The sequence below is a fragment of the Porphyromonas pasteri genome, assembly GCF_014647755.1.
Taxonomy (GTDB): domain Bacteria; phylum Bacteroidota; class Bacteroidia; order Bacteroidales; family Porphyromonadaceae; genus Porphyromonas; species Porphyromonas pasteri.
This window is the reverse complement of sequence record NZ_BMPU01000003.1, coordinates 244309-267383: the sequence shown is the minus strand read 5'-3', so window position 1 is coordinate 267383 and position 23075 is coordinate 244309. Positions and strand designations below refer to the sequence as shown.

Here is a 23075-nt window from a genome sequence, read left to right as displayed (position 1 = left end):
ATCACTACCACCACTAAGGACACCACAGCAAGATGCATCGCCCGATCGTGCATCTCACGGTGGGTGACTCACCTCCAGCCCACCGCCTCCCATAACCCGCATCTCGCAGCCGTGGGAGGGGTTAGCCCCCTCCCATAGGCTGATGGGGATGAAGACAAGCAAATGCTCCATCTCCACCTTCCCTCTGGCCCGCATACCCGCCTCACTAACCTCGGGATGCCCGCCCAACGATCTTCCCTCCTGCGCCCCTCGTGGTGAAGTCCCTTCCAGCGACAGGCGCCTTAGTCTAAACACACATATAAGACTACGACAATGAAACGATCCATACTGACCCTGTCACTTCTCTCGGCACTGGCCGTCACCTCCTGTCAGCGGGATTTCGATGAAGTGACACCTCAGAGAGAGCCTCAGGCCTCTGAGACCGGTAGCACCACTACACCCGCTCGTGCCTTCCTGTCGACTCAGGGGGCAGAGGCTGGGGTCCTCTATTTCCGCATCCAGCGCTCGGCCAAGAGCAGCCTTCGTGCCTTCGATGCTAATGGCGCTTCGATGAGTTCTTTGCCCTCGCAGATGGCTCAGTCCCTGCGTAGCATCGGCACCGAATCCCTCGAGCCCCTCTTCCCCATCGACCCACGCTTCGAGGAGCGTATGCGCCGCGAAGGTCTGGACCTCTGGTACGTCGTCCGCTTCAATAAGCAGCAGGACCTCCAGGCTGCTATGCAGACACTCTCCACTACGCCCGAGATCGAATACACTGAGCCCGTCTATGAGATCGCTCGTCCTACGGGCAAGGCTGTAGCTGTCGATGCTCCTCGTAGAAGCGATGCTCCTGCAGCTCCCTTCGACGACCCTATGCTCGGCGACCAATGGCACTACAACAATACTGGCCGCTTCTCACGCAGCGTCGCTGGTGCTGATATCGGCCTCTTCAAGGCTTGGAAAACGGAAACGGGTAAGCCTAACGTCATCGTCGCTATCACCGACGGTGGTATCGATATCACCCATCCAGACCTCAAGGACAACCTCTTCGTCAATCAGAAGGAGCTCAATGGTCAGGAAGGTGTCGATGATGATGGCAACGGCTTCATCGACGATATCAACGGCTTCAACTTCATCCACAACAATGGTAAGATCTACCCCGACGATGAGTCCCACGGTACGCACGTCGCAGGTACGGTCGCAGCCCGCAACAACAATGGTATCGGCGTCGCTGGTATCGCTGGGGGGGATGGTACCGACGGCTCTGGGGCTCGCCTGATGAGCTGTCAGATCTTCGGGGGCGAACGTGAAGGCGGTAACAGCGCCAACGCTATCGTCTACAGTGCCAATAACGGTGCTGTCATCAGCCAGAACTCTTGGGGCTACATCTACAAGGCCAACATCACCGCTATCCCTCAGAGCCAGAAGGCTGCTATCGACTACTTCATCAAGTACGCCGGCTGCGACAAGGATGGGAATCAGCTGCCCAACTCGCCTATGAAGGGTGGGGTAGTCATCTTCGCTGCTGGTAACGATGGGCTGGACTACCGCTCCTTCCCAGGGGCTTATCCTCCTGTCGTGGCCGTCGGTTCGATGGCTCCTGACTGGAAGTCTGCCTACTACTCCAACCGTGGGGACTGGGTCGATATCACGGCTCCTGGTGGTGACGCTCACTATCCTCAGGGTGAAGTCCTCAGTACGCTCTCCAAGAAGATCACGGGTAAGGACTACGGCTATATGCAGGGTACCTCGATGGCTTGTCCTCACGTATCTGGTATCGCCGCCCTTATCGTCTCGCACTTCGGCCGCCAGGGCTTCACGAACGTCGAGTGTCAGCAGCGCCTGCTCGGGGCTCTGAAGGCTCAGAATATCGATGCGCTCACGGGCTACCCAGGTCGTATGGGTCGTGGCTATATCGATGCTTCGGCTGTCTTCGCTGAAAATAAGGGCAAGGCTCCTGCTAAGGTCTCTCAGATCAATGTCGACGAAGTCTCCTTCGTCACGGCCAACATCTCTTGGGCTGCTGTCAGCGACGAAGACGATGGTACACCTGTCGAATACAACGTCTACCTCTCCGAAAAGGAGATCACCGATGCTAACGCTAAGAATGCCCACTATGCCAAGATCAATGCTACGGGCTATACTGCTGGCACGAAGATGTTCCTCCCGCTGAGTGCTCTGACGGAGAATACCTCCTATCATATCGCTATCGAAGCTATCGACCGCTGGGGACTCAAGTCAGGTCTGACGATGGGTCAGTTCAAGACGAAGAAGAATAATCCTCCTGTGCTGACGCTCTCTACCGACAAGAAGATCCGCGTCTCTGCTCTCACGAAGGAAACCTTCTCCGTCACCTTCTCCGATCCCGACCAGCAGAAGGTCAGCATCAATGTCGCTGGCGAAACCCGTGGGGTGAGCTATCAGGTCAGCGGTGATAAGGTCATCTTCTCTCTGCGCGCTGTAGCTCCTGTGGGCAATCATGAGATCAAGGTCACCGCTACCGACGTCCTCGGGGCAAAGACCGAGCTCGCGATCCCCTTCGAGGTCTACACCTATAAGGCTCCTGCCTTCATCGCCTCCCTCGGCAACCATGTCGTCGGGATGGGTCAGTCCACGACGGTAGAGGTAGCATCTTCTCTCGAGAAGAGTGATGGCGTGACCATTACCTATAAGGCTAGTGTCGCTGACGGCTCTATCGCTTCGGCTGCTATCGCAGAAGATGGTAAGCTCACGATCCGTGGTCTGAAGACGGGTACGACTCAGGTCCAGGTAGAGGCCTCTGATGGTATCAGTACGCCCGTGCAGACGTCTGTCGCTGTCCGTGTCGTCAAGGATGCCTCTGAGCCCGTCTACTCAGTCTATCCTGTCCCCGCTACGACAGAGCTGAACATCGTGCTGAATCCCGCTATCCAGCGCGCCAACATCCAGATCTACTCCCTCTCCGGTGTCAAGGCTCTTGACCGTGACTACACCGTCGCTGGGATCGGTAAGGTAAAGCTCCTCGTCAAGAACCTCGCCCCAGGCGCCTATACGCTCCGTGTACAGTCCGCTCAGGGTAGCTACACTAAGGCTTTTGTCAAGAAATAACGCATCCTACCCATGAATACCAAAGCATCTATCCTGCTGCTCGCAGCCGGCCTCTGCGCTACCTCCACGCTGCAGGCCCAGAAGATCAAGGGGACACGTGCCCTGCCTATCCTTGAGTATGCTCAGAGCGCTCAGACGGCAGCCCTCGGGGGGAACCACTATGGTGAGAGCGATGTATCTCATCTCTACACCAACCCCACCTCGCTCCTCTATGGCGAGACGGTCCTCTCTCTCGGTGGTGGTCTTCGTACCCTCGGCAAGGTCGAGGGCTTCGACGGCACGAATAACCTCTACAACGCTTCGCTCGGCATCTGCATCGGACGTCATGCCTTCTTCGGAGGCTTCCGCTATCTAGGTGGCATGAAGTACACGCCGATCGACCAGAATGAGAATGCTAAGAAGAAGACGCGTCAGCTCTTTGACTACACCGTCGACCTCGGCTACGCTATCCGTATGGGCGTCTTCTCTGCCTACGCTAAGGGGAGCTACGTCTACACCGACCAAGGGGCTGCCGCCTCGACGATGGTCTTCGGTGGGGGTGTCTTCCTCCGCAGTAGCGAAGAGCCATCCGCTACGGGGATGAACTTCATCCTCGGTGCGAAGGTCGATAACCTCGGTGCGAAGTACAAGCAGAGCGCCAAGAGTAGCTCGACCTATGCCCCCGCCTATGCGGGCGCCGGTGGTGAGATCAGCTACGGCATCAGTGGTGAGCATCGTCTGGCGCTCGGCGCTGGCGTAGACTACTTCTTCGCTCCTTCGAATGCCGCATCAAGTGCTATCCATTTCGGTGGGGAATACCTCTACCACCAGCTCGTAGCACTGCGTGCCGGCTATCAGTATGATACCAATGGTGCGAAGGGCGTGAGTGCAGGGCTCGGCCTGCGCTTCAAGCCCCTGGCCCTCGATGCCACGTATATGGCACCGACCTACTCTGGAGGGAAATCCTCTCTCTGGGTTACAGTTGGCCTAAGTTTATAGGCAAGCTGCGGTTTGTTTGTTAGTGAGTAGGCGCAGGGATCTCTCGTAGGTCTCTGCGTCTACCTATTTTATACCCTCGGCGAAGGGGTATCGCGAGCTGCGACATCGTGCACGTAGCTTCTCTCAGCACCTATGGTGGGAGGAGGCACGCTCTTTCTCTGGATTTATCTTGACTCTCAATAGCTATTCTTCCCGAGGACTATGGGTTTATCCTTCGCACCAATAGGGATAGACTTATATCCACGCACGTAGATTTATCATCCACGTGCGTGGCTTATATGATCTCCGTGCGTAGCTCTAAAGACTACGCACCAAGATATAGGTATATCAGTACTGCTTCATACTTCCTCCACTGCAGAGGATAGAGATTTGCCATGGAGCTGGTAGGTGATTTTAGTAGAGGAATGCTCTATAGCCCCGAGCTGTTTGCTACAAAAAGAAGCGCTCCCCTACCTCCGAGTGAGGTAGGGGAGCGCTTTGCTTTGCTGTAAGGGGGCGACTTAGTGACGCGTGTAGATGATACCAGCGGCCACTTCCTTTGCCTTCTCTTCTCCAGCGAGAGCAGTGATGATCTCGAGAGCGAAGTCGAAGGTATAGCCCGCGGACTTAGCCGTGATGATATGCCCACTCTTGACGACGGGAGCTTCGGAGACCTTAGCACCCTTGAGGTTCTTCTCAAAGCCAGGGTAGGCGATAGCTTCCTTCCCCTCGAGGATATCAGCACCTCCGAAGACGGAGGGCGCAGCACAGATAGCGCAGAGGAGCTTGCCTTCTTGGTTAGCCTCGCGGATGAGCTGGTGCAGACGCTGTGAAGCGTCGAGGTTCGTCACACCAGGGAGTCCACCAGGGAGGACGAGTGCAAGGACGTCATCATTGTAGACCTCGCTGATAGAAAGGTCGGCCTGGATGGCGATACCATGTGCCCCCGTGACGTTGGGCTCCAGACCGACGGCCACGATGTGCGTGGGCAGGCCTGCACGGCGCAGGAGGTCGATCGTCCCGATGGCCTCGATTTCTTCAAAGCCTTCCGCAAGGAAGACGTACACGTTCTTAGACATATGAATAGCTTGGTATAAAGGTTAGTCAGCCTTAGGCTCGGATCTTGAAGTGGTAGGTGATACTACCTTCTTGCTCGTCAGAGCCTGGCACGGCGTTGAAGCGCGTCTTACGTGCCGCCTCAAGGGCAGCGGCACGGACGGAGGGATCAGCGATGTTGGTCCCTGGCGCGATGGTAGCACGGATCACCGAGCCATTGCCATCGACGACGATGTGCACACGCACGTTGCCCTCGACGGCACGCTGTACGCGTGGGGCGACGAGAGCACCGCCGTTGCTGATGATCTTACGTCCAGAGAGTGCATAGCTGGAGGGGCTTCCGTTGGGATCCCCCTGATTGCCCGTGCCAGAGGCAGCTGTACCTTGGCTACCAGCTTGCCCAGCCTGCTTACCGAAGGCACCCGCTACGGAGTTGCCTATCTGCTGGCTTTGGGCACGACGGGAGGCTGCGAGAGCTTCTGCAGCTCGCTGTGCAGCCTCTGCCTTGGCCTTTGCTTGACGCTCGGCCTCAGCACGTCGGGCAGCCTCTACCTGCAGGCTCTGCTCATGCTGCTGAGTCTGTAGGGGCTGGCTGGCCTCATACGTACGAGTGGGGCGCTGCGCCTTGGGCTGTGGCGCAGGTGGCGTGGGAGGAGTAGGGGTAGCGACCTTGGGAGGGGCTGCTACCTTAGGAGCGGGCTCAGTGACGTCGGGTGTACCTCCAGGCTCGATGGCCCCTGCTGCAGAGGCCACGTTACCCACATTGACCGCGATGAGTACCTCCGTTGGCTTGGGGGCAGGGCGGTCACTGCTGAGCTTGAGGACCCAGAGTAGGAGGAGGAAGAGGACGTGGCAAGCCACAGTCACCAGGGCGGCGACGGCTCCACGGCGTGGGGCGGCGGGATCGGTCTGTGGCATGAGGCTTATTGGACTGGCTCGCTCTCGGCACGCGTCGCCAGGACTACCTTGAGGGAAGCCTGAGCTGCGGCGTTGATGACGGCGACGACCTCCTTGTAGGGCACGGTCTCATCGGCCTGTACGGAGACGAAGGCCTCGGGGTGCTCTGCGGCGAAGATACCCAGCTGCTCCTTGAGCTGATCACGGGTAAGTTCGGTGGGGGTGCCGCGGTCGATCGAGAGATAATAATGCAGGTCGGGAGTCAGCGTGACGCGTGCGGAGGGCGTCTCAGGTGCTGACTGAGGGGCGGAGGTAGGGAGGGTGACCTTGATCGTATTGGGTACGATGATCGTGCTGGTCACCAGGAAGAAGATCAGCAGGAGGAAGATGACGTCCGTCATCGAGGCCATGCTGAAGGTGTCTGCGACTTTGGTCTTACGCTTGAGTGCCATGCGTTCGTGGGTAAGGTGAGATGGGCTACAGCTCAGGGCTTAGTGCACCTCGTTGAGCATGTCCATGAACTCCATCGTCTTGGTCTCCATCTTACCACCGACCTTGTCAAGCTCTGCGACGAGGTAGTTGTAAGCGAAGAGCGCCACGATACCGACGACAAGACCACCGACAGTGGTCACAAGCGCTTCGTAGATACCGCCCGAGAGGAGCGCTACGTCGACGCCGCCTGAGCCAGCGTTAGCCATGTCGAAGAAGGCTCGTACCATACCGGTGACCGTACCGAGGAAGCCGATCATAGGAGCACCGGCAGCAATAGTAGCGAGGATAGGAAGGCCCTTCTCCAGACGACCGATCTCGATGTTACCTGCATTCTCGACGATCACGAGGACGTCAGACATGGGGCGGCCGATACGGGTAAGACCCTTGCGGATCATACGGGCATAGGGGGTATTGGTGTCCTCACAGAGCTTAATGGCAGAGGGCGTCTTGCCTTCGAGGACATAGTCCTTGATGCGCTCTACGAAGTACTTGTCTTCGCGACCTGCAGCACGCAGCTGGAGGAACTTCGATACGAAGATGTAGAGAGCCAGGAGCGAGAGTACGAGCAGGACGATCATGATCCAGCCACCCTTGGTAGCCAGGTCGAGGATAGAGAGAGAGGCCTGAGGAGCCGTGTCAGCGAGAGTCTGAGCCAGAGAGGCTGTTGCGGTTGTATCCACGTGAATTGTAGTCGATATAAATGTGAAAGGATTGTTTGCTTATTGGGTGGTGCTACTTACCTACGAGACAAGAGCGGTAGCGGCGGATGGTCTCCTCGAGGCCGAGGTAGAGGGCGTCGGAGATGAGTGCATGTCCGATGGAGACCTCGGAGAGGAAGGGGATGGATTCAGAGAAGAAGCGGAGATTCTCCAGACTGAGGTCGTGCCCAGCATTGAGCGCCAGCCCGAGGGAGCGAGCGTGCTCGGCAGCCTGGACGAAGGGAGCTACAGCCTTGGTGCGATCTGCAGGATAGTCCGAGGCGTAGGGCTCGGTGTAGAGCTCGACACGGTCGGTGCCAAGGGCGGCAGCTGCATCAAGGTTCTTGAGATCCGTGCCGACAAAGATCGAGGTGCGTATGCCCCAAGCGTGGAGCTGGCCGAGGATCTCTGTGAGGAAGTCGCGGTGGCGAGCTACATCCCAGCCCGCATTACTCGTCAGAGCATCGGGGGCATCGGGCACTAAGGTCACCTGATGGGGGCGTACCTCTTCGGCGAGATCCATGAAGGAGGGGATGGGGTTCCCCTCGATGTTGAACTCCGTCGTGACCACTCGCTTGAGATCACGCACATCCTGATAGCGGATATGGCGCTCGTCAGGGCGTGGGTGGACGGTGATACCCTGTGCTCCAAAGCGCTCGCAGTCCAGCGCGACCTTGATGAGGTCGGGGACGTTGCCGCCACGAGCATTACGCAGGGTAGCGATCTTATTTACATTGACGCTTAGTTGAGTCATACGTCGAACTTTTATACATTTGTAGACAGGGCAAAGAGCCCCGAAATACAAAGTTAAGTTTATTTGACCTACCTACAATAACTTAACGCTTCTTCAGCTACCCCTATGTATAAGATAGCGCTCATCGCCTCCTCACACCTTGCGGCTCATGCCGCCCATCTTGCCGAGCTCCTTCACCTTCTTGATAGGCCTGATGTGAGCTTGTGGTGTGACCGTAGCTTCCACCGCACGCTGGCCTCTGACTTCGATCTGCATCCCACGATAGCGGGTTATATACCAGCAGACTACAGTCCGCTGGATATGGACTTTGTCATCAGTCTGGGGGGGGATGGTACGCTGCTTCGTGCCGCTCGTAGGGTCTTTGCCGAAGGTACTCCCGTCTTGGGACTCAATATGGGGCGACTGGGCTTCCTCACGGATCGCAGTATTCAGGAGGCGCTCCCCCTCTTGTCGCGACTCTTTGATGGCAGCTATACGACGGAGCGCCGTATGCTTCTCTCGGTGGAGGTCGATGGTGCGCACTATGGTGAGGCGCTCAATGATGTGGCGCTCCTCAAGCGTGAGACGGGCTCGATGATCACGCTGCACGCGCGACTTGCTGATACGGAGCTTGCCAGCTACGAGTGTGACGGGCTTGTGATCTCCACACCCTCGGGCTCTACGGCCTATTCGCTCAGCGCCTATGGCCCGCTGATGATGCCACAGGTTCGGGCGATGCTTATCACGCCTATTGCACCGCACTCCCTGACGATGCGCCCCTTGGTTATCCCAGAGGATGAGACGATCGAGCTCACGGTCTCGGCGCGCAACAATACCTTCCTCATCGTGCTGGATGGGCAGACGAAGATCCTACCTTGTGGAGCGAAGATCACCATCCGTAAGTCAGTCAATAGCCTTTGCCTCCTGCATCTCGACTCTCACTCCTTCACTGACACACTCCGTAAGAAGCTCCTCTGGGCAGCCCCCGTACGTGAGTAACTCCCTCACAGCAGTGAGGTGCCCTCGTCCCCCATTGATAAATAAAGACTCCGCCCCAGACCCTGTCGTAGAGACTGGTCTGGGGCGGAGCTTTTCTTTTCGAAGGGGATTCGCTCCACGAGGGAGCGAGGTCTTCACTTAGCGACGGATACCGAGTTCCTTGATGATAGCACGGTAACGCTCGATGTCGATCTTCTGAAGGTAGTCGAGCATACGACGACGCTTACCGATGATCATCTTGAGTGCGCGCTGAGTGCTGTAGTCCTTCTTGTTCTGCTGCAGGTGACCCGTCAGGTGGGCGATGCGGAAGGTGAAGAGGGCAATCTGGCTTTCAGGGCTACCCGTGTCCGTAGCGGACTTACCATACTTTTCGAAGAGCTCGGCCTTCTTAGCTGAATCTAAATACATACTTGTACTTGAGGAAATAGTGAAACAAAATACCGCCGTCGTCAGCTCGTCTTCTTCGTCCTGTGGGCTTGCCACAGGGTGCGGAAGCAGTCAGACGACGCACGGATCGTGGTGCAAAGGTACAATAAACTCTCCGAATGAACCACTTGAGATATTGCGCAAAGCCATCTCTTCACCGCTTGCACTTTTCTCCTTCGAACTTCTCAGCCTAAAGACTCCGATTTTCGGGGGAAGAAGGTCCGAGTAATGAAGAGGTGGTCTTGCGCAATATTCTCATATATAGGCGTATGGGTTCGCGGGTAGAGCTATATAGGATGGCGAAGAAAGCTATATAGCTTTGTGAAGTGACCTATATTAGAGTTGTTGCTCCGCGTAGGGATAAAAGTTGTGGATGAGTGGTAGATAAGTTGGGGCTACGTACGTGGCTCTAATATCTACGTACGAGGATATTTGGATTTACGTGCCTGGTCTTTAAGACTACGTGCATAGATGCGGAAAAGCCACTACGGGAAGGCGCTTTTTTCTTCGTGGGAATGACACTTTTCCCTCCGCTGGATAAGAGGAATACGCGCGATAAGACGAAGGGAAAAGCGTATCTCTTTGGAGAGGTATATCGGGAAGCTGGGCGTGCGCTACTCTATACCGCATCGTAAATGAGCCATTTGCAATCCCGAAGTGTTGTATAACAAACAACTTATAAACTCATTAGAAGATGACAACACGATCCATCTCCCATCTGATCATCGGCTTCGGGAAGGCTGGCAAGACCTTGGCAGCTGACCTGGCGAAGCACGGTGAGTCCGTGATCCTCGTAGAGCAAAGCGCTGCGATGTATGGCGGTACTTGTATCAATATTGGCTGTATCCCCTCCAAGCTCCTGCTGGTCGAGGGCGAGAAGAGCGCACGTCTTACCGATAAGTCGGCTGCCTTCCAGGCTGCGATGCAGCGCCGTGAGCAGCTGACCTCCACCCTCAGAGCTGCCAACTATAATAAGCTGGTGACTATCCCTGGCGTAGAGATCCTGACGGGTACGGCGCGCTTCCTCTCTCCGAATGTAGTCGAGGTCTTGACGGAGGACGGCGCTTGTCAGATAGAGGCCGAGCGCATCTATATCAATACGGGAGCGCGTCCAGCGACCTTGGCTCTTGAGGGAGCTGACGACAAGCGTATCTATGATAGCACGGGGCTTCTGCAGCTCGACTCGCTCCCCGCACGGCTGGTCATCGTAGGCGGTGGCTATATCTCGCTGGAGTTCGCCTGTATGTATGCGGCCTTCGGGACTGAGGTGACGATCCTTGAGCAGGGGGATACCTTCCTCGCACGTGAAGATCGCGATGTCGCCGAGGCAATGCTGGCGATGCTCGCCGACCGCGGTGTCAAGGTCGTCCTCCAAGCCGAGACGAAGCGCTTTGTCCCAGGAGAAGAGGCCGTCACCGTAGTGACGTCGCAGGGTGAGTATGCGGCAGAGGCTGTCCTGGTGGCTATTGGCCGTCGTCCCAACGTAGAGGCGCTGCATCTTGAGGCCGCTGGAGTCCAGCTGACTTCTCGTGGCTTCATCCAGACGGATGAATATCTACGTGCCACTCCAAATATCTGGGCGATGGGCGATGTGGCGGGGAGTCCACAGTTCACCTATGTCTCGCTGGATGACTACCGCATCGTCCGAGATCAGATCTTAGGCGAAGGGAGGCGGACGACGAAGGACCGCCTGCTACTGCCTACCAGCGTCTTCACTACACCAGCGCTCTCACAGGTCGGGATGACGGAGACGATGGCGGCCGCCTCTGGTCGCCCCTATGAAGTCAAGCGACTGCAGACCGTGGCTATCCCTAAGGCGAAGGTCCTTGGCGAGACGCACGGCTTGCTGAAGGCTATCGTCGATACCGAGACGGGCCTCATCCTCGGCGCTACGCTCTTCTGTCCAGAGGCGCACGAGCTGATCAACCTGCTGAAGCTGGCGATGGATCATCAGATCCCTGCAGCTGCTCTGCGCACGCAGATATTCACGCATCCCACGATTGCAGAAGCGCTGAACGATCTCTTCGCCCCTAACTAAAGAACTTCGCTCTCTTTACCGCATACAAAAGGCTTCGCCCCAGATCCATCTCGTTGAGACGGATCTGGGGCGAAGCCTTTCTTGTGTCAGTGTGGCGACTAATACCCGTTAGTTCGAGTCATTCGTCGTCAGGTGACGAGGCGTATTACCTGCACCCTGATAGGTAGTAGAGAAGAGGCGCAGTGCCTGGTAGGTGAGGTTCCATGCCTTCTGCGTGAAGTCGTAGATGGCACCGCCTGGTGCAGGCTGTCCCTTCACACCATGACCATAGGTAAAGATGTCCCCGTTGACACCGCCATAGGCGAAGCCACGGCGGTAGAAGAGGTCGTCTGTGGTGTTGAACTTCTCGACGAGCTTAGCATTGTCGTTCACGTTGGTGCTAACTTCCTTGGTGAGCAGGTCGGTGATGTAGTTCGGCTTCTCTGTGGTCATACCCCAGTGGAAGTTCATACGGTCGGTGTCGAATGTGCTACGACGCGTGGGCTCATTGAGCTCAGCACCATCCGCCGCCGTGACGTCCTTGTACAGACCAGCAGAGGGGACCGTACGGGTGATGTAGCCCTTCTGGATGCTTGGATACTTCGTAGCATCCCAGAGCTCGGTGTCGACAGCAGCACGGAGGAGCTCGTTGCTTCCGTCGTACTTACCCGTGGGGATAGGCGTGTCGTAGAGGTTCCCGACGAAGTACTTCCCGAGGTAGACAGACTCGATGTCAATGTACTTGACGTAGCGATTGTTCTGAGTGCCCGACCCGACAGGGCCCTTGTTGGGGCGTGCCGTGAAGCGCATGAGGCTCTGATAGGGGCTGCGCTTAGAGTTCCCGAACGAGTTTGGCTCGCGGTAGGTCAAGCGGTAGGCGTAGGAGAGACCTTCGCCCTGGTCCGTGTTGCACCAGTCGATAGCATCGGTCGTGACGAAGTCGCGGTAGTCGAAGGTCGTGGGATCAGCATTCGTCTTCGCGTAGGGGAGCTTGAACTGGAGCGCACGATAGCGACCTACCTGATTCTTGGGGTCGTGGGCGAAGCGGTCGTTATTCGTGTTGTCAATGAACTCCATGGGAGTGTAGAGGCTCAGCAGCTCCATCCAGGGCTGTGTGAGGACCTGTACGAAGCCCTTAGCAGAGGTTGATAGGCCATTCTGGAAACCATACTGCGTGATCTTCTTATTCGATACGAGAGGAATGTCCAGGTTCTTCGAGTTGTCATCGACCCATCTCGTGGGGTTGACACCGAAGTATTCCTTGAGTACATAGCCCAGAGCTTGCTTAGGCTGCGTGTAGAACTCCGAGTTGACCGTGTAGGCCTTCCCGAGCTTGAGCGCCTTGTCAGTACCCATGACTGGGGCGATGGTGTAGTTGGGAGCTGTGATTTCTTCGCCAGTAGTGGCCTTTGCACCATTGACATAGACGTGAGTCTGGGCATAGCCAATAGCAGGGCGGTAGGTATTCCCGATTCGCTCGGTGTAGTCGGTCGCCGTCTCGATCCCCTTGACAGGCATAGCCCAGAAGACGATGACGTCAGTGGAGAGTGCGCCACCCTTCTGACAGACGCGGTCGCCGTCGTAGGTGTAGCTCTTCTCATAGAAGGGGGTGTAGTTGCGGCTACACATCGCATTGGAGATCCACTTATTCCCTGTGTTGATGAAGTAGTCCTGAACGCTGAAGCCCGAGGGTGTCATCCCATTGGAGCGACGGAGAGTGGCCTGGGAGAGGTCGATCTCACCATCGAACTGCAGGGCATTCGAGCGGAGGGTGAATCCGCTGTACTGCATGTCCTTCTCGCTGTTATTGCGGATGGTCGTCGTCAGCAGGACACCCTGAGGCTTGAGGCCAATGACACCGCTGGGGACGAAGACGTGCTGAGAGTTCTCCGTGCGGTTGTAGTTCAAGGGAACCCAGCCAGATGCGTAGGGGACAGGGAGGTCGACCTCGTTAGCGATGCCACCAGCTCCGACGGCCTGACGTGTCTTCGTGACGTCGGTCGAAGCAGCCTTGGCGAAGCCTACCTTCAGGTGCTTGGTTTCGGGGTCGAAGTCATTGCCCCCAGCGATGATGAGCACCGAGAGTGAGGCCTGATTATTCTTGATGTCCTCTTCGCTGATGCCTACGGGCATGTTGATGTTGAACGTGGCGACCAGCTCATAGGCTCGCTTGCGCGTGTTGTAGTTCCAGCTAGCCTTCTCGTAGGTGAACTTTGTCTGCTTACCAGGAGCCTCTACCTTATAGATCATCAGGAGATCGCGGGAGGGGTGGTTCGTGACGGTGAGCGTCTTGTTGTACTTGGCGATCTTACTCTTGTTGCCTGTCCCCTGGCCGTTATCATCGAGGATATCCTTGGAGGAGCCTTGGATGCTATAGGTCACCTCCGAGTTGCGGGGATCCCAGTCCAGGGCACGGCCCGATGACTGGGGGTCTTCCAGCAGCTTAGCGTCGTAGGTGAGGAGGGAGCTCTCGAGTGCGACGGAGACGGGAGCTTCTACGTGTGGGCCCTCGTGATCGGGATCAATGGGGGCGTCACTGTTCTTACTGCAGGAGCTTGCTACAATAGACAGAGCGGCAAGGAAGAGTCCTGAGCGAAAAATACGATTCATGTGTGGGTAACTAAAAACAATATAGGTGATATCTGGATGAACTTAAAGGGCTTCTCCTTCTTCAAAGTCTTCAAAGTCAGCGTCTCCTGAGAATTGTAAGAGGAGATTCACTGTCGCTTCGATCTCGAAGAACTCGGCCTTAGGGGCGAGGTAATCTGTCAAATGGGTCATCGTGAAAAGTTAAGATGAAAGAAGATAAAGCGCTATCGCACGCCACTGATGATCATGTCGTCAGTGAGCTGTGTATGATAAGAGGGTGCTCTACGTGCTACGCCGTCCAGCTAAGGAGTTGTGCTTAGGGAGGCGCAATGGGGGCTCGTGAGCTACCGGAAAAGTAAGGGGGAGGGTGAAGGGCGCACGGCTGTAGATAGGCTCTCAAGGCCCGTGCTGGAGAATTAGACCTAGGGAGAGGTCTGAATGTGCATGTGGCGAATGTCTTCCTAGCTTGCAGGGACTTAGGAGCGCTTCTACAAGGCGCTACCAAGCTTAAGCATAGGAAGGGCTACCGCACAAGGCGGCTACGCATGTAAGGGGGGATTTGGTGTGAGTGATATCTGCTCGCTCTAACAAGTAGGGCTTTTGTCCATACGCAAATGTGATCAATACTGTCCTAATGATATGGAGTGGGGTGACCCGCTCTCATCGTATGAACGTATGAGGGTATGTAGATAGTACATACTCTCTAATTTATTTTTACTTCGTGGATGATTTGTATCTGTATATGTAAAGAAAGCGCCTTGTCTTGGAGGGGGAAACTCGCATAGACAAGGCACTTTCTATTGTGGATACGGATTATGCGCGGGTAAAAATCACTAAGGTGTCTTCAGCAGGCGCTGGATCTCGCTGAGCTTATTCAGGGCTTCCAGCGGTGTGAGGCTGTTGATGTCCACCATCAGCAGGCGCTCGCGGATGTCGGAGAGGACGGGGTCGTCAAGCTGGAAGAAGCTCATCTGCACGCCACCCGTGATATTGCTGTTGGGCTCTGTGACGCTGGGTGTAGCGGCTCGGCTGACGTTGACCTCGGTGCTGAGGCCCGTGACTTCGTGGATGTGAGCGGACTCGAGCTGGCCGAGGATGTCGGTAGCGCGGTCGGTGATGCTGCGTGGCATACCGCCGAGGCGTGCGACCTGGATACCAAAGCTGTGTTCGCTCCCCCCGCGGACGAGCTTGCGAAGGAAGAGCATACGCCCGTCGATCTCGCGGGCGGAGACGTTGTAGTTCTTCACGCGCTCGAGACGACCCTCGAGGTCATTGAGCTCGTGGTAGTGCGTAGCGAAGAGGGTCTTGGGGCGCCCATGGGGATTGTCGTGCAGGTACTCGATGATGGCCCAAGCTATGGAGATCCCATCGTAGGTGCTGGTGCCACGGCCCAGCTCGTCGAAGAGGACGAGGGAGCGAGGCGTGAGGGCGTTGAGGATGCTGGAGGCTTCCTGCATCTCGACCATGAAGGTCGATTCGCCACGGGAGATATTGTCCGAGGCTCCGACACGGGTGAAGATGCCATCGGTGAGCCCGAGGTGGGCAGCTTCGGCAGGGACGAAGGAGCCGATCTGCGCCAGAAGCACGATGAGGGCGGTCTGACGAAGGAGGGCGGACTTACCGCTCATGTTCGGCCCGGTGATGACCATAATCTGCGTCTCTTCGTTGTCGAGGTGTACGTCATTCGGTACGTAGCTCTGCCCGAAGGGGAGCTGCTTCTCGATGACGGGGTGGCGCCCAGCACGGATATCGATGACGAAGCCATCATCGACGACGGGGCAGGCGTAGCGCTCCGTGACGGCCACTTCGGCGAGCGAACTGAGGCAGTCCAGCTCGGCGATGACACGGGCATCCTGTTGCAGTGGGCGGACGAAGCGCGAGAGGCGTACAAGAAGCTCGCTATAAAGACGCCCTTCGAGGCTGGCGATACGCTCTTCGGCACCGAGGATCTTCTCCTCGTACTCCTTGAGCTCGGGGAAGATGTAGCGTTCGGCGTTGGCGAGCGTCTGCTTACGTGTCCAGTCTTCGGGCACCTTATCATTGTGGGTGGAGCGCACCTCGATGTAGTAGCCGAAGACATTATTATAGGAGACCTTGAGCGAAGGGATGCCCGTGCGCTCACTCTCGCGGCGCTGGAGCTCCAGGAGGTATTCCTTGCCGTGGGAGGAGAGGCGACGGAGCTCGTCCAGCTCGCTATTCACTCCAGGGGCGATGGTGATGCCACGACCGAGAGCGGCGGGTGGCTCTTCGGTCAGCGTGTGCTCGATGTCGGAGATGAGCTCGCCCATAGGCTGCAGACGGCTGGCTATCTTCTGCAGCTCGACCGAGTCGCTGGAGGCTAGGAGTGAGCCGATCTGCTCGACTTGGCCGAGGGAGGTAGCCAGCTGACGTACCTCACGAGGGGAGATACGCCCGACGACGGCCTTCGATGCCATACGCTCGAGGTCCCCGATGCCGATGAGTAGCTCGCTGGTCGTGCGGCGTAGGTCGGCCGTACGTACGAGATCCGTCACGACCGACTGGCGGCGGTGAATCTCGGTGAGGTCGATGAGGGGGAAGGAAAGCCAGTGGCGGAGCAGGCGTCCACCCATAGCCGTCTGGGTGTGGTCGATGATGTCGAGGAGGCTCTTGCCCTCCTCGCGGTTCATCGGCGAGAGGATCTCCAGACTGCGGAAGGTGAAGCTATCGAGACGCATGTAGCTCAGGCGGTCGATGCTCCGAAGGGTGGTGATGTGCCCGATCTCGTGGTGGCTCGTCAGCTCAAGATAGTTGAGGATGGCTCCAGCAGCTGCGATAGAGGCGGGGCGCTGCTCGAGGCCGAAGCCCTTGAGGCTCTGCACGCCGAAGTGGGCGGTGAGCTTGCGGCGGTTGTTCTCCACAGCAAAGCTCCAGTCCTCAACCTCGAAGATAAAGCCACGGTAGCCGATGACCTTGTCAAAGAGGCTACGGCTCGTGCGCTCAACGAGTACCTCCTTGGGCTGGTAGGAGCTGAGGAGCTTCTCGAGGTGCTCGGGGGTGCCTTCGGAGACGACGAATTCGCCCGTCGAGATATCCAGCAGGGAGACGCTCCCCATGGCACCATCGCTGGAGAGCCAGACAGCAGCCAGATAGTTGTTCTCCTTGCTTCTGAGGACATTGTCGCCGAGTACGACCCCTGGAGTGACGAGCTCCGTGATGCCACGCTTGACGAGCTTTTTCGTCAGCTTGGGATCCTCGAGCTGGTCGCAGATAGCCACGCGACGCCCCGCGCGAACGAGCTTCGGTAGGTAGGTGTCGAGGGCATGGTGGGGGAAGCCCGCCAGCTCTACGTGCATCGCAGAGCCATTGGCACGCTTGGTGAGCGTGATGCCGAGGATCTCAGCGGCGGCTATGGCGTCGTCGCTGAAGGTCTCGTAGAAGTCTCCGACACGGAAGAGCAGGATAGCATCGGGGTGCTTAGCCTTGAACTCCATGTACTGCTTCATCATTGGGGTCTCTGCGATCTTCTTTGCCATAGTGCGCTTGTGGGGCTTTACTCTGAGGGGGATAGGGGAGAGGAGGGGGGATTACTGGGCGTCTTGGGGCAGGACGTCACGGAGGAGGTCAGCGAAGAACTCCCCACGGGTCAGGCGCCCATTGTCGACGATGACGCACTCGACCTCACCGCGTGCAGCGAGGCTCCCGTCGAGGTGCAGGATATCCTGATAGAAGACGAGCTTGGGCGCACGCATAGCACAGCGGAGTGCCGAGCGGTAGTGGTCGCCACTGCGCAGGCTCTTCTTATAGGAGATAGATACTTTGGTGACGAAGGCATCCAGGCCATCTTCGTGCATCTTGCCGAAGTTCACGCCCAGGCTCTCGAGGAACTCATGTCGCGTATGCTCCATATAGTGCTGGTAGTTGGCGTTGTTGACGACGCCCTGTAGGTCGCACTCGTAGTCGCGCACCTTCATCTCGAGGGTGAATAGATATTCCAATGGAGTAGTCTTGATTAGTTTGTCTTCCCCGTAGGCTGGGGCGGTATGGGGTGCCGAAGGTCTGTGGCGGGGCCCTTCCTTACCCTATAATATTGTACGAATGAATGCGGTGCCACACGGGTGCAAAGGTACGGCAAAAGTGTGAGTGCCTGCCTATCGAGCCACAAGCGTAGAGCTCTTTAGCAGGAAGCTACGCGTCCCCTCTGATCGCCAATAGCGAAGCGAGCACTGTGCAGGCAATAGACCGCACAGTGCTCGCTTCGCTTAGCTGGACTTCGCCAGAGCGAATTGGGAGCGCGTTAGATCGGCATATAGAAGAGACCATTGCGCAAGGCCATCTCTTCACAGCTTGCACTTTCCTCCTTCGAACTTCTCAGCCTAAAGCCTCCGATTTGCGAAGGAAGAAGGTACGAGTAATGAAGAAGTGGTCTTGCGCAATGATTCCATATATAGCTATATGGGTGCATGGTAGAGCTATATAGGATGGCGAAGAAAGCTATATAGCTTTGTGAAGTGACCTCTAAGAGTTGTTGCTCTGCGTAGGGATAAAAGTTGCAGACGAGTGGTAGATAAGTTGGGGCTACGTACGTGGTCTTAAAATCTACGTACGTGGATATTTGGATTTACGTGCCTGGTCTTTAAGACTACGTACATAGATAAATGAAACCCACTACGTGAAGGTGCTTTTTTCTTCACGAGAACGATGCTTTTTCCTCCGCTGGATAAGATGAATACTCGCGATAAGGCGAAGGGCTTGTGTATCGCTTCGGAGAGGTATATCGGGAAGCTTGGCGTGCGATGCCTTAGCTGAATAAATGAGACCATTGCACGGCATTTCAAAGGTGTACAGGATTTTAACCATTTCGTATGCCGTTGACATTTAGTATCTTCATAACCAAAACAATCGTATAGCTATGCCTACCAAACAAACCGAATCCGCTCCGAGCTTCCTGCAAGTTTATACGCAGGTGCGCCGCGACCGTATGAAGCACTCGTTCCTCCGACAGATCAGCGCTTGCGTTGACTGGCGAGGTATTCGCACACTACTCAACAAGAAGTATACAAAGACCCAGAATGCCACAGGAAATCCAGCCTATGATGCCTTGATGATGTTCAAGATCCTACTACTTCAGACCTGGTACGGCCTGAGTGATTACGAAGTCGAAGAACGGATCAACGACTCCCTCCTCTTCAGCGAATTCCCCCTCTTGGATATGGGCCTTCCAGCTCCAGACCACAGCACCATCTGTCGCTTTCGCGCTGAACTGACCCGCTTGGGGATTATGGACAAGCTCCTTCGCGAGCTGAATAAGCAGTTCAAGAAGCACGGGATTAGCCGTATTGACCAAGGGGCTATTGTGGATGCGAGCATTGTGGATAGCCCGCACGCTCCCGATGGGAGTATCCTCATCAAAGTGGCCGACGACCGAGAGGACTTGCGCACCGAAGAAGAGCAAGCCCAAGAGCAGGCTTATCAGTATGAGCTAAAAAGTCGCAAACCAGGGGTGGATACGGAAGCTCGTTGGGTGCGCAAAGGCAGACACTATCGCTACGGGTACAAAAAGCACGTGCTGACCGATGGGCAAGGGTTGGTGGAGAGCATAATTACCACGCCAGCCAATTGTGCCGATACGGTGGTATTGCCCGAGCTGATAGAGAAGGCTGAGCTTACGCAGGGCGTTAGTGTCCTTGCCGATAAAGGTTATTGTAGTAAGAAGAACTCGGCTTGTCTCCTTGAGCGCGGCTTGATTGATGGGATTATGCTCAAAGCGCAGAAGGGGATGAAGCTTACAGAGCGACAACGTGAACTGAATAACGGCATCAGCAAAATACACTGTTTGATAGAGCGCACCTTCGGGAGTATTCGAAGGTGGTTTTCAGGAGGGCGATGTCGCTACCGAGGGCTTGAGCGAACGCATACACAGAATATCTTGGAGGCTATGGCATACAATCTGAAGCGTATGCCTAGGCTTCTTGTGCTCCAGAGCACCCAATAGCCCAGAAAAGCCCCCTCTCGGGAGGATGATCCTCCCGAGAGGGGGCAAGGGGGAGATATAGGGATCCCTCTTCTCAGCCTAAAGATCCCAATTCTCGAGGCAAGAAGGTGGAAGCTGTAAGGAGATGGGCTTGCGCAATGGTCTCATTTTGCTAATCAATAAAATATCCTTATCTTTGCGTCGTTAGTCGTTATCTTTTAAATGATAAAGTTATGTTGCATTTTTTCAAATCCATCAGAAGATCAGTAAAACACTGGTACATTCCCCTTATATTAGGGATTTTGTTCATTCTTTGTGGTATAGGGGTAATTATATCACCACAAGATTCTTATCTTACCCTTTCAATACTCTTTAGTCTTTCGTTCTTAGTATCGGGGATAATTGAAACCTTCTTTGCCCTACAGAATACTAAAAATCTTAATGGTTGGGGCTGGTATTTGGTAAGCGGACTTATTTCATTGATAATGGGTATCTTTTTACTTATGTATCCTGCCCTATCAATGTTTATATTACCATTGGTAGTAGGTTTTACGTTGCTATTCCGTTCGTTTGAGCTACTTGGTTTTGCCTTCGAAGAAAAAGAAGCAGGCGTACTGAATTGGGGGAACTTAGCCATAGTGAGCGTATTGAGTATTATCCTCTCGTTCATTTTGATTGCTAATCCTATCTTTACAGGTATCTCATTAGTAGTATTCACAGGTTTAGCATTTATCTCCACAGGTATTTCATCTGTAATACTTTCGTTCAATCTGAAAAAGTTAAAAGGTTCTGCTCAAAAGTTATCAGATGATTTAAAGAACCGCATAGAAGACCTCGAAAAAGAAGTGAAAGAAGCTACGAAATAATAGCAAATTAGTAAAATACCACAGGCACAAGTCTATGGTTATACCTATGATTACAGAGCTATAGTGCTTTTTTGCAGAAAATACCTCCAAAGAATTAAATACTCTTTGGAGGTATTATGATTTTATAGTTGACGCGCCTACGTCCACTTTGAGCTACGTACGTGGCTCTAATATCTACGTACGTGGATATTTGGATTTACGTGCCTGGTCTTTAAGACTACGTGCATAGATGCGGAAAAACCACTACGGGATGGCGCTTTTTTCTTCACGAAAATGATGCTTTCCCCTCCGCTGGGTAAGAGGAATACTCGCGATAAGGCGAAGGGCTTGCGTATCGCTGCGGAGAGGCATATCGGGGAGCTGGGCGTGTGATGCCTTAGCACTCTCAATATAGGTCGGTATCACCCCGCTCACGAGATCGCTTCTTCACTCCTCCTAAAATAGAATAGGGCGGCACGCATCATATATGCGTGCCGCCCTATTGGTATGGGACTTATGTCGGGGAGGCCTTCCCCTATGCTTATTCGTTGTCGACCTGCGCTGCGTAGGTGCGCCAGCGCTCTAAGAGTTGCTCAAGGTCGCTGGGAAGCTCGCTGTCGAAGAGCATCTCTTCGCCCGTCACGGGGTGAACGAAGCCCAGCGTCTTAGCGTGGAGTGCCTGACGGGGACAGAGCGTGAGGCAGTTTTGGACGAACTGCTTGTAGCGGGAGAACTGGTTACCCCAAAGGATCTTGTCGCCACCATAGCGTGCATCAGCGAAGAGTGGGTGACCGATGTGGCGCATGTGGGCGCGGATCTGGTGTGTGCGCCCCGTCTCGAGACGGCATTCGACCCAGCTGACGTAGGCCAGCTCTTCGAGGAGGGTGTAGTGCGTGACGGCGTGCTTACCCTTAGGAGAGCCCTCGGGGTAGACAGCCATCTGCAGGCGGTCACGCTCATCACGGCCGATGTTGCCGATGATCGTGCCTTCGGCTTCCTTCAGTCTTCCCCAGACGAGGGCGCGGTAGGTGCGGCGGGTCGTCTTGTTGAAGAACTGACGTGCCAGATGCGCCTTCGCTTCGGGACGCTTGGCGATGACGAGCAGGCCACTCGTGTCCTTGTCGATACGATGGACGAGACCGACGTTGGGGTCGGCGGGATCATAGAGGGGGTCATCCTGCAGGTAGTAGGCCAGTGCATTGACCAGCGTGCCGGTATAGTTGCCGTGCCCTGGGTGGACGACGAGCCCTGCAGGCTTGTTGACGACCATCAGCACCTCGTCTTCGTAGACGACATCCAGCGGTATGGGCTCGGGGATGATCTCGAGCTCATGCTTGGGACGGCGTAGCTGGAGCGTGACGACGTCAAGGGGCTTGATGCGGTAGTTGCTCTTGACGGGCTTGTCGCCGACGAAGACATAGCCCCCATCGAGCGCCTGCTGGATGCGACTACGACTGCTACCCGTCATGCGTGTAGCCAGATACTTGTCGATACGCATAGGAGCCTGCCCCTTGTCAGCTACGACACGGAAGTGCTCATAGAGCGGCGAGCTATCAGCATGCTGGAGATAGGAGACAGTATCGGCATCGAGGCGCTCGACCTCGGCGGTGCCATCAGGGAGGAAGAGATCTTCGTCGCCTTCCCAGGCTTCGCTATCGAGGAGCAGCTCCTCGTCGGTCAGAGGATTACCACCAGTCATTGCTGATGCCTCCGTCATCCTTCTTCTCGGGTGTGGCTGGTGTCGTGCGCACGACGGTGCTATCGCCTTGGCTGCTGTATCCCTCGATATAGCGGTCGAGACCCAGCGTATCGATGACCTGACCTGCGACCAAGAGGACGAGCTTCGTATCGATAGGTAGCTGCGTACCAGCCTCTACGACCTTGCCATCAGCTGTCTGCAGGCCCACGACAGAGCCGACGTAGCCGCCAGGTACGACGCGCTGGTCGACGGACTCAAAGCCCAGCCCTTTCAGCAGGGCAAGGATCTGGCGGGCCGACTGATCCTTGTAGTTAGGGATCGTCTGGCGGCGCTGGTGGAAGCCATTGATGGCGATGAAGAGGATGCGGCCGAGCTTGACCTCGCTACCCGGTGCGGGGATGACCTCGCGGACGGTACCAGGGATAGCGGTGCGGGAGAACGTCGAGTCGTTGATCTCGTACTTCAGCCCTGCATCATCGAGGATGCGCTGCATCTCGGCGAGCGTCTTACCACGCAGGTCGGGTACCTTGACCGTGTCCCCGTGGCGGGTGTAGATGTCGAGGCCGTAGATGAGCAGGACGACGAGTAGGACGGAGGCGCCTACAGCGAGTAGGACGTGCGTCAGGAGCGAATCTTTCTTGAGGAGAGACATATGCTGGTCAGAAGGGG

18 protein-coding genes are annotated in these 23075 nt (G+C 55.9%); 6 read left to right on the top strand and 12 right to left on the bottom strand.

Annotation, left to right across the window (positions count from 1 at the left end; translation table 11 throughout):
* Nucleotides 1-312 precede the first annotated feature (312 nt).
* Both IEX77_RS06305 and IEX77_RS06300 read left to right on the top strand, forming a co-directional pair.
* Nucleotides 313-3066 carry a S8 family serine peptidase gene (locus IEX77_RS06305; protein WP_188808183.1) on the top strand — a complete coding sequence of 918 codons (2754 nt, stop codon included), beginning with the start codon at nucleotides 313-315 and terminating at the stop codon, nucleotides 3064-3066.
* 12 nt (nucleotides 3067-3078) lie between these two features.
* Nucleotides 3079-4044 (top strand): PorV/PorQ family protein, encoded by a 966-nt coding sequence (locus tag IEX77_RS06300; protein WP_188808182.1) that lies wholly within the window; start codon nucleotides 3079-3081, stop codon nucleotides 4042-4044.
* A 500-nt stretch (nucleotides 4045-4544) separates the two neighbouring features.
* On the opposite strand, the gene IEX77_RS06295 is transcribed toward IEX77_RS06300, so the two are convergent.
* The 5 genes from IEX77_RS06295 to IEX77_RS06275 all read right to left on the bottom strand — a co-directional run bounded on the left by IEX77_RS06295 (nucleotide 4545) and on the right by IEX77_RS06275 (nucleotide 7920).
* Complete coding sequence (locus tag IEX77_RS06295) at nucleotides 4545-5102, bottom strand: DJ-1 family glyoxalase III (protein ID WP_060935969.1); 558 nt, start codon at nucleotides 5100-5102, stop codon at nucleotides 4545-4547.
* A 31-nt stretch (nucleotides 5103-5133) separates the two neighbouring features.
* Entirely contained in the window at nucleotides 5134-5997 is an 864-nt protein-coding gene (locus IEX77_RS06290; RefSeq protein ID WP_188808181.1) for an energy transducer TonB family protein, read from the bottom strand.
* 5 nt (nucleotides 5998-6002) lie between these two features.
* Nucleotides 6003-6428 (bottom strand): ExbD/TolR family protein, encoded by a 426-nt coding sequence (locus tag IEX77_RS06285; RefSeq protein ID WP_009432200.1) that lies wholly within the window; start codon nucleotides 6426-6428, stop codon nucleotides 6003-6005.
* 39 nt (nucleotides 6429-6467) lie between these two features.
* Nucleotides 6468-7124, bottom strand: coding sequence for a MotA/TolQ/ExbB proton channel family protein (locus IEX77_RS06280; protein ID WP_373287899.1), 657 nt, complete (start codon nucleotides 7122-7124; stop codon nucleotides 6468-6470).
* Nucleotides 7125-7200: 76 nt separating this feature from the next.
* Nucleotides 7201-7920, bottom strand: a complete 720-nt coding sequence (locus IEX77_RS06275; protein ID WP_188808179.1) for a pyridoxine 5'-phosphate synthase — start codon at nucleotides 7918-7920, stop codon at nucleotides 7201-7203.
* 105 nt (nucleotides 7921-8025) lie between these two features.
* Between IEX77_RS06275 and IEX77_RS06270 the strand changes: the two genes are divergently transcribed.
* On the top strand, nucleotides 8026-8898 hold the full coding sequence (locus IEX77_RS06270; protein WP_188808178.1) for an NAD(+)/NADH kinase: 873 nt from the start codon (nucleotides 8026-8028) through the stop codon (nucleotides 8896-8898).
* Nucleotides 8899-9036: 138 nt separating this feature from the next.
* On the opposite strand, the gene rpsO is transcribed toward IEX77_RS06270, so the two are convergent.
* Nucleotides 9037-9306, bottom strand: coding sequence for a 30S ribosomal protein S15 (gene rpsO, locus IEX77_RS06265; RefSeq protein WP_009432203.1), 270 nt, complete (start codon nucleotides 9304-9306; stop codon nucleotides 9037-9039).
* A gap of 712 nt (nucleotides 9307-10018) precedes the next feature.
* On the opposite strand from rpsO, the gene IEX77_RS06260 reads away from it, so the two are divergent.
* A complete protein-coding gene (locus tag IEX77_RS06260) occupies nucleotides 10019-11362 on the top strand; it encodes an FAD-dependent oxidoreductase (RefSeq protein WP_188808177.1) in 1344 nt (447 codons plus the stop codon).
* Nucleotides 11363-11470: 108 nt separating this feature from the next.
* Here IEX77_RS06260 and IEX77_RS06255 read toward each other — a convergent pair whose 3' ends face one another.
* The 4 genes from IEX77_RS06255 to IEX77_RS06245 all read right to left on the bottom strand — a co-directional run bounded on the left by IEX77_RS06255 (nucleotide 11471) and on the right by IEX77_RS06245 (nucleotide 17862).
* Nucleotides 11471-13951, bottom strand: coding sequence for a hypothetical protein (locus IEX77_RS06255; RefSeq protein ID WP_188808176.1), 2481 nt, complete (start codon nucleotides 13949-13951; stop codon nucleotides 11471-11473).
* Nucleotides 13952-13993: 42 nt separating this feature from the next.
* Nucleotides 13994-14122, bottom strand: coding sequence for a hypothetical protein (locus tag IEX77_RS08495; protein ID WP_262890256.1), 129 nt, complete (start codon nucleotides 14120-14122; stop codon nucleotides 13994-13996).
* 641 nt (nucleotides 14123-14763) lie between these two features.
* Nucleotides 14764-17424, bottom strand: coding sequence for a DNA mismatch repair protein MutS (gene mutS, locus IEX77_RS06250; RefSeq protein WP_188808175.1), 2661 nt, complete (start codon nucleotides 17422-17424; stop codon nucleotides 14764-14766).
* A 51-nt stretch (nucleotides 17425-17475) separates the two neighbouring features.
* Entirely contained in the window at nucleotides 17476-17862 is a 387-nt protein-coding gene (locus IEX77_RS06245) for an acyl-CoA thioesterase (RefSeq protein WP_188808202.1), read from the bottom strand.
* Between the two features lie 932 nt (nucleotides 17863-18794).
* On the opposite strand from IEX77_RS06245, the gene IEX77_RS06240 reads away from it, so the two are divergent.
* A complete protein-coding gene (locus IEX77_RS06240) occupies nucleotides 18795-19883 on the top strand; it encodes an IS5 family transposase (protein ID WP_373287898.1) in 1089 nt (362 codons plus the stop codon).
* 212 nt (nucleotides 19884-20095) lie between these two features.
* The gene (locus IEX77_RS06235) at nucleotides 20096-20728 is read left to right on the top strand and encodes an HdeD family acid-resistance protein (protein ID WP_002682371.1); all 633 of its coding nucleotides are present in this window, start codon (nucleotides 20096-20098) and stop codon (nucleotides 20726-20728) included.
* 520 nt (nucleotides 20729-21248) lie between these two features.
* On the opposite strand, the gene IEX77_RS06230 is transcribed toward IEX77_RS06235, so the two are convergent.
* Nucleotides 21249-22424 carry an RluA family pseudouridine synthase gene (locus tag IEX77_RS06230; RefSeq protein WP_188808173.1) on the bottom strand — a complete coding sequence of 392 codons (1176 nt, stop codon included), beginning with the start codon at nucleotides 22422-22424 and terminating at the stop codon, nucleotides 21249-21251.
* Nucleotides 22393-23058, bottom strand: a complete 666-nt coding sequence (locus IEX77_RS06225; RefSeq protein WP_188808172.1) for a PASTA domain-containing protein — start codon at nucleotides 23056-23058, stop codon at nucleotides 22393-22395. Before IEX77_RS06225 ends, IEX77_RS06230 begins: the two co-directional genes overlap by 32 nt.
* Nucleotides 23059-23075 lie beyond the last annotated feature (17 nt).

Bases quoted from the DNA above. Each gene is read 5' to 3' on its own strand.
- IEX77_RS06305 (WP_188808183.1), top strand. From the start codon at position 313: ATGAAACGATCCATACTGACCCTGTCACTTCTCTCGGCACTGGCCGTC.
- IEX77_RS06300 (WP_188808182.1), top strand. From the start codon at position 3,079: ATGAATACCAAAGCATCTATCCTGCTGCTCGCAGCCGGCCTCTGCGCT.
- IEX77_RS06295 (WP_060935969.1), bottom strand. From the start codon at position 5,102: ATGTCTAAGAACGTGTACGTCTTCCTTGCGGAAGGCTTTGAAGAAATC.
- IEX77_RS06290 (WP_188808181.1), bottom strand. From the start codon at position 5,997: ATGCCACAGACCGATCCCGCCGCCCCACGCCGTGGAGCCGTCGCCGCC.
- IEX77_RS06285 (WP_009432200.1), bottom strand. From the start codon at position 6,428: ATGGCACTCAAGCGTAAGACCAAAGTCGCAGACACCTTCAGCATGGCC.
- IEX77_RS06275 (WP_188808179.1), bottom strand. From the start codon at position 7,920: ATGACTCAACTAAGCGTCAATGTAAATAAGATCGCTACCCTGCGTAAT.
- IEX77_RS06270 (WP_188808178.1), top strand. From the start codon at position 8,026: ATGTATAAGATAGCGCTCATCGCCTCCTCACACCTTGCGGCTCATGCC.
- rpsO (WP_009432203.1), bottom strand. From the start codon at position 9,306: ATGTATTTAGATTCAGCTAAGAAGGCCGAGCTCTTCGAAAAGTATGGT.
- IEX77_RS06260 (WP_188808177.1), top strand. From the start codon at position 10,019: ATGACAACACGATCCATCTCCCATCTGATCATCGGCTTCGGGAAGGCT.
- IEX77_RS06255 (WP_188808176.1), bottom strand. From the start codon at position 13,951: ATGAATCGTATTTTTCGCTCAGGACTCTTCCTTGCCGCTCTGTCTATT.
- IEX77_RS08495 (WP_262890256.1), bottom strand. From the start codon at position 14,122: ATGACCCATTTGACAGATTACCTCGCCCCTAAGGCCGAGTTCTTCGAG.
- mutS (WP_188808175.1), bottom strand. From the start codon at position 17,424: ATGGCAAAGAAGATCGCAGAGACCCCAATGATGAAGCAGTACATGGAG.
- IEX77_RS06245 (WP_188808202.1), bottom strand. From the start codon at position 17,862: ATGAAGGTGCGCGACTACGAGTGCGACCTACAGGGCGTCGTCAACAAC.
- IEX77_RS06235 (WP_002682371.1), top strand. From the start codon at position 20,096: ATGTTGCATTTTTTCAAATCCATCAGAAGATCAGTAAAACACTGGTAC.
- IEX77_RS06230 (WP_188808173.1), bottom strand. From the start codon at position 22,424: ATGACGGAGGCATCAGCAATGACTGGTGGTAATCCTCTGACCGACGAG.
- IEX77_RS06225 (WP_188808172.1), bottom strand. From the start codon at position 23,058: ATGTCTCTCCTCAAGAAAGATTCGCTCCTGACGCACGTCCTACTCGCT.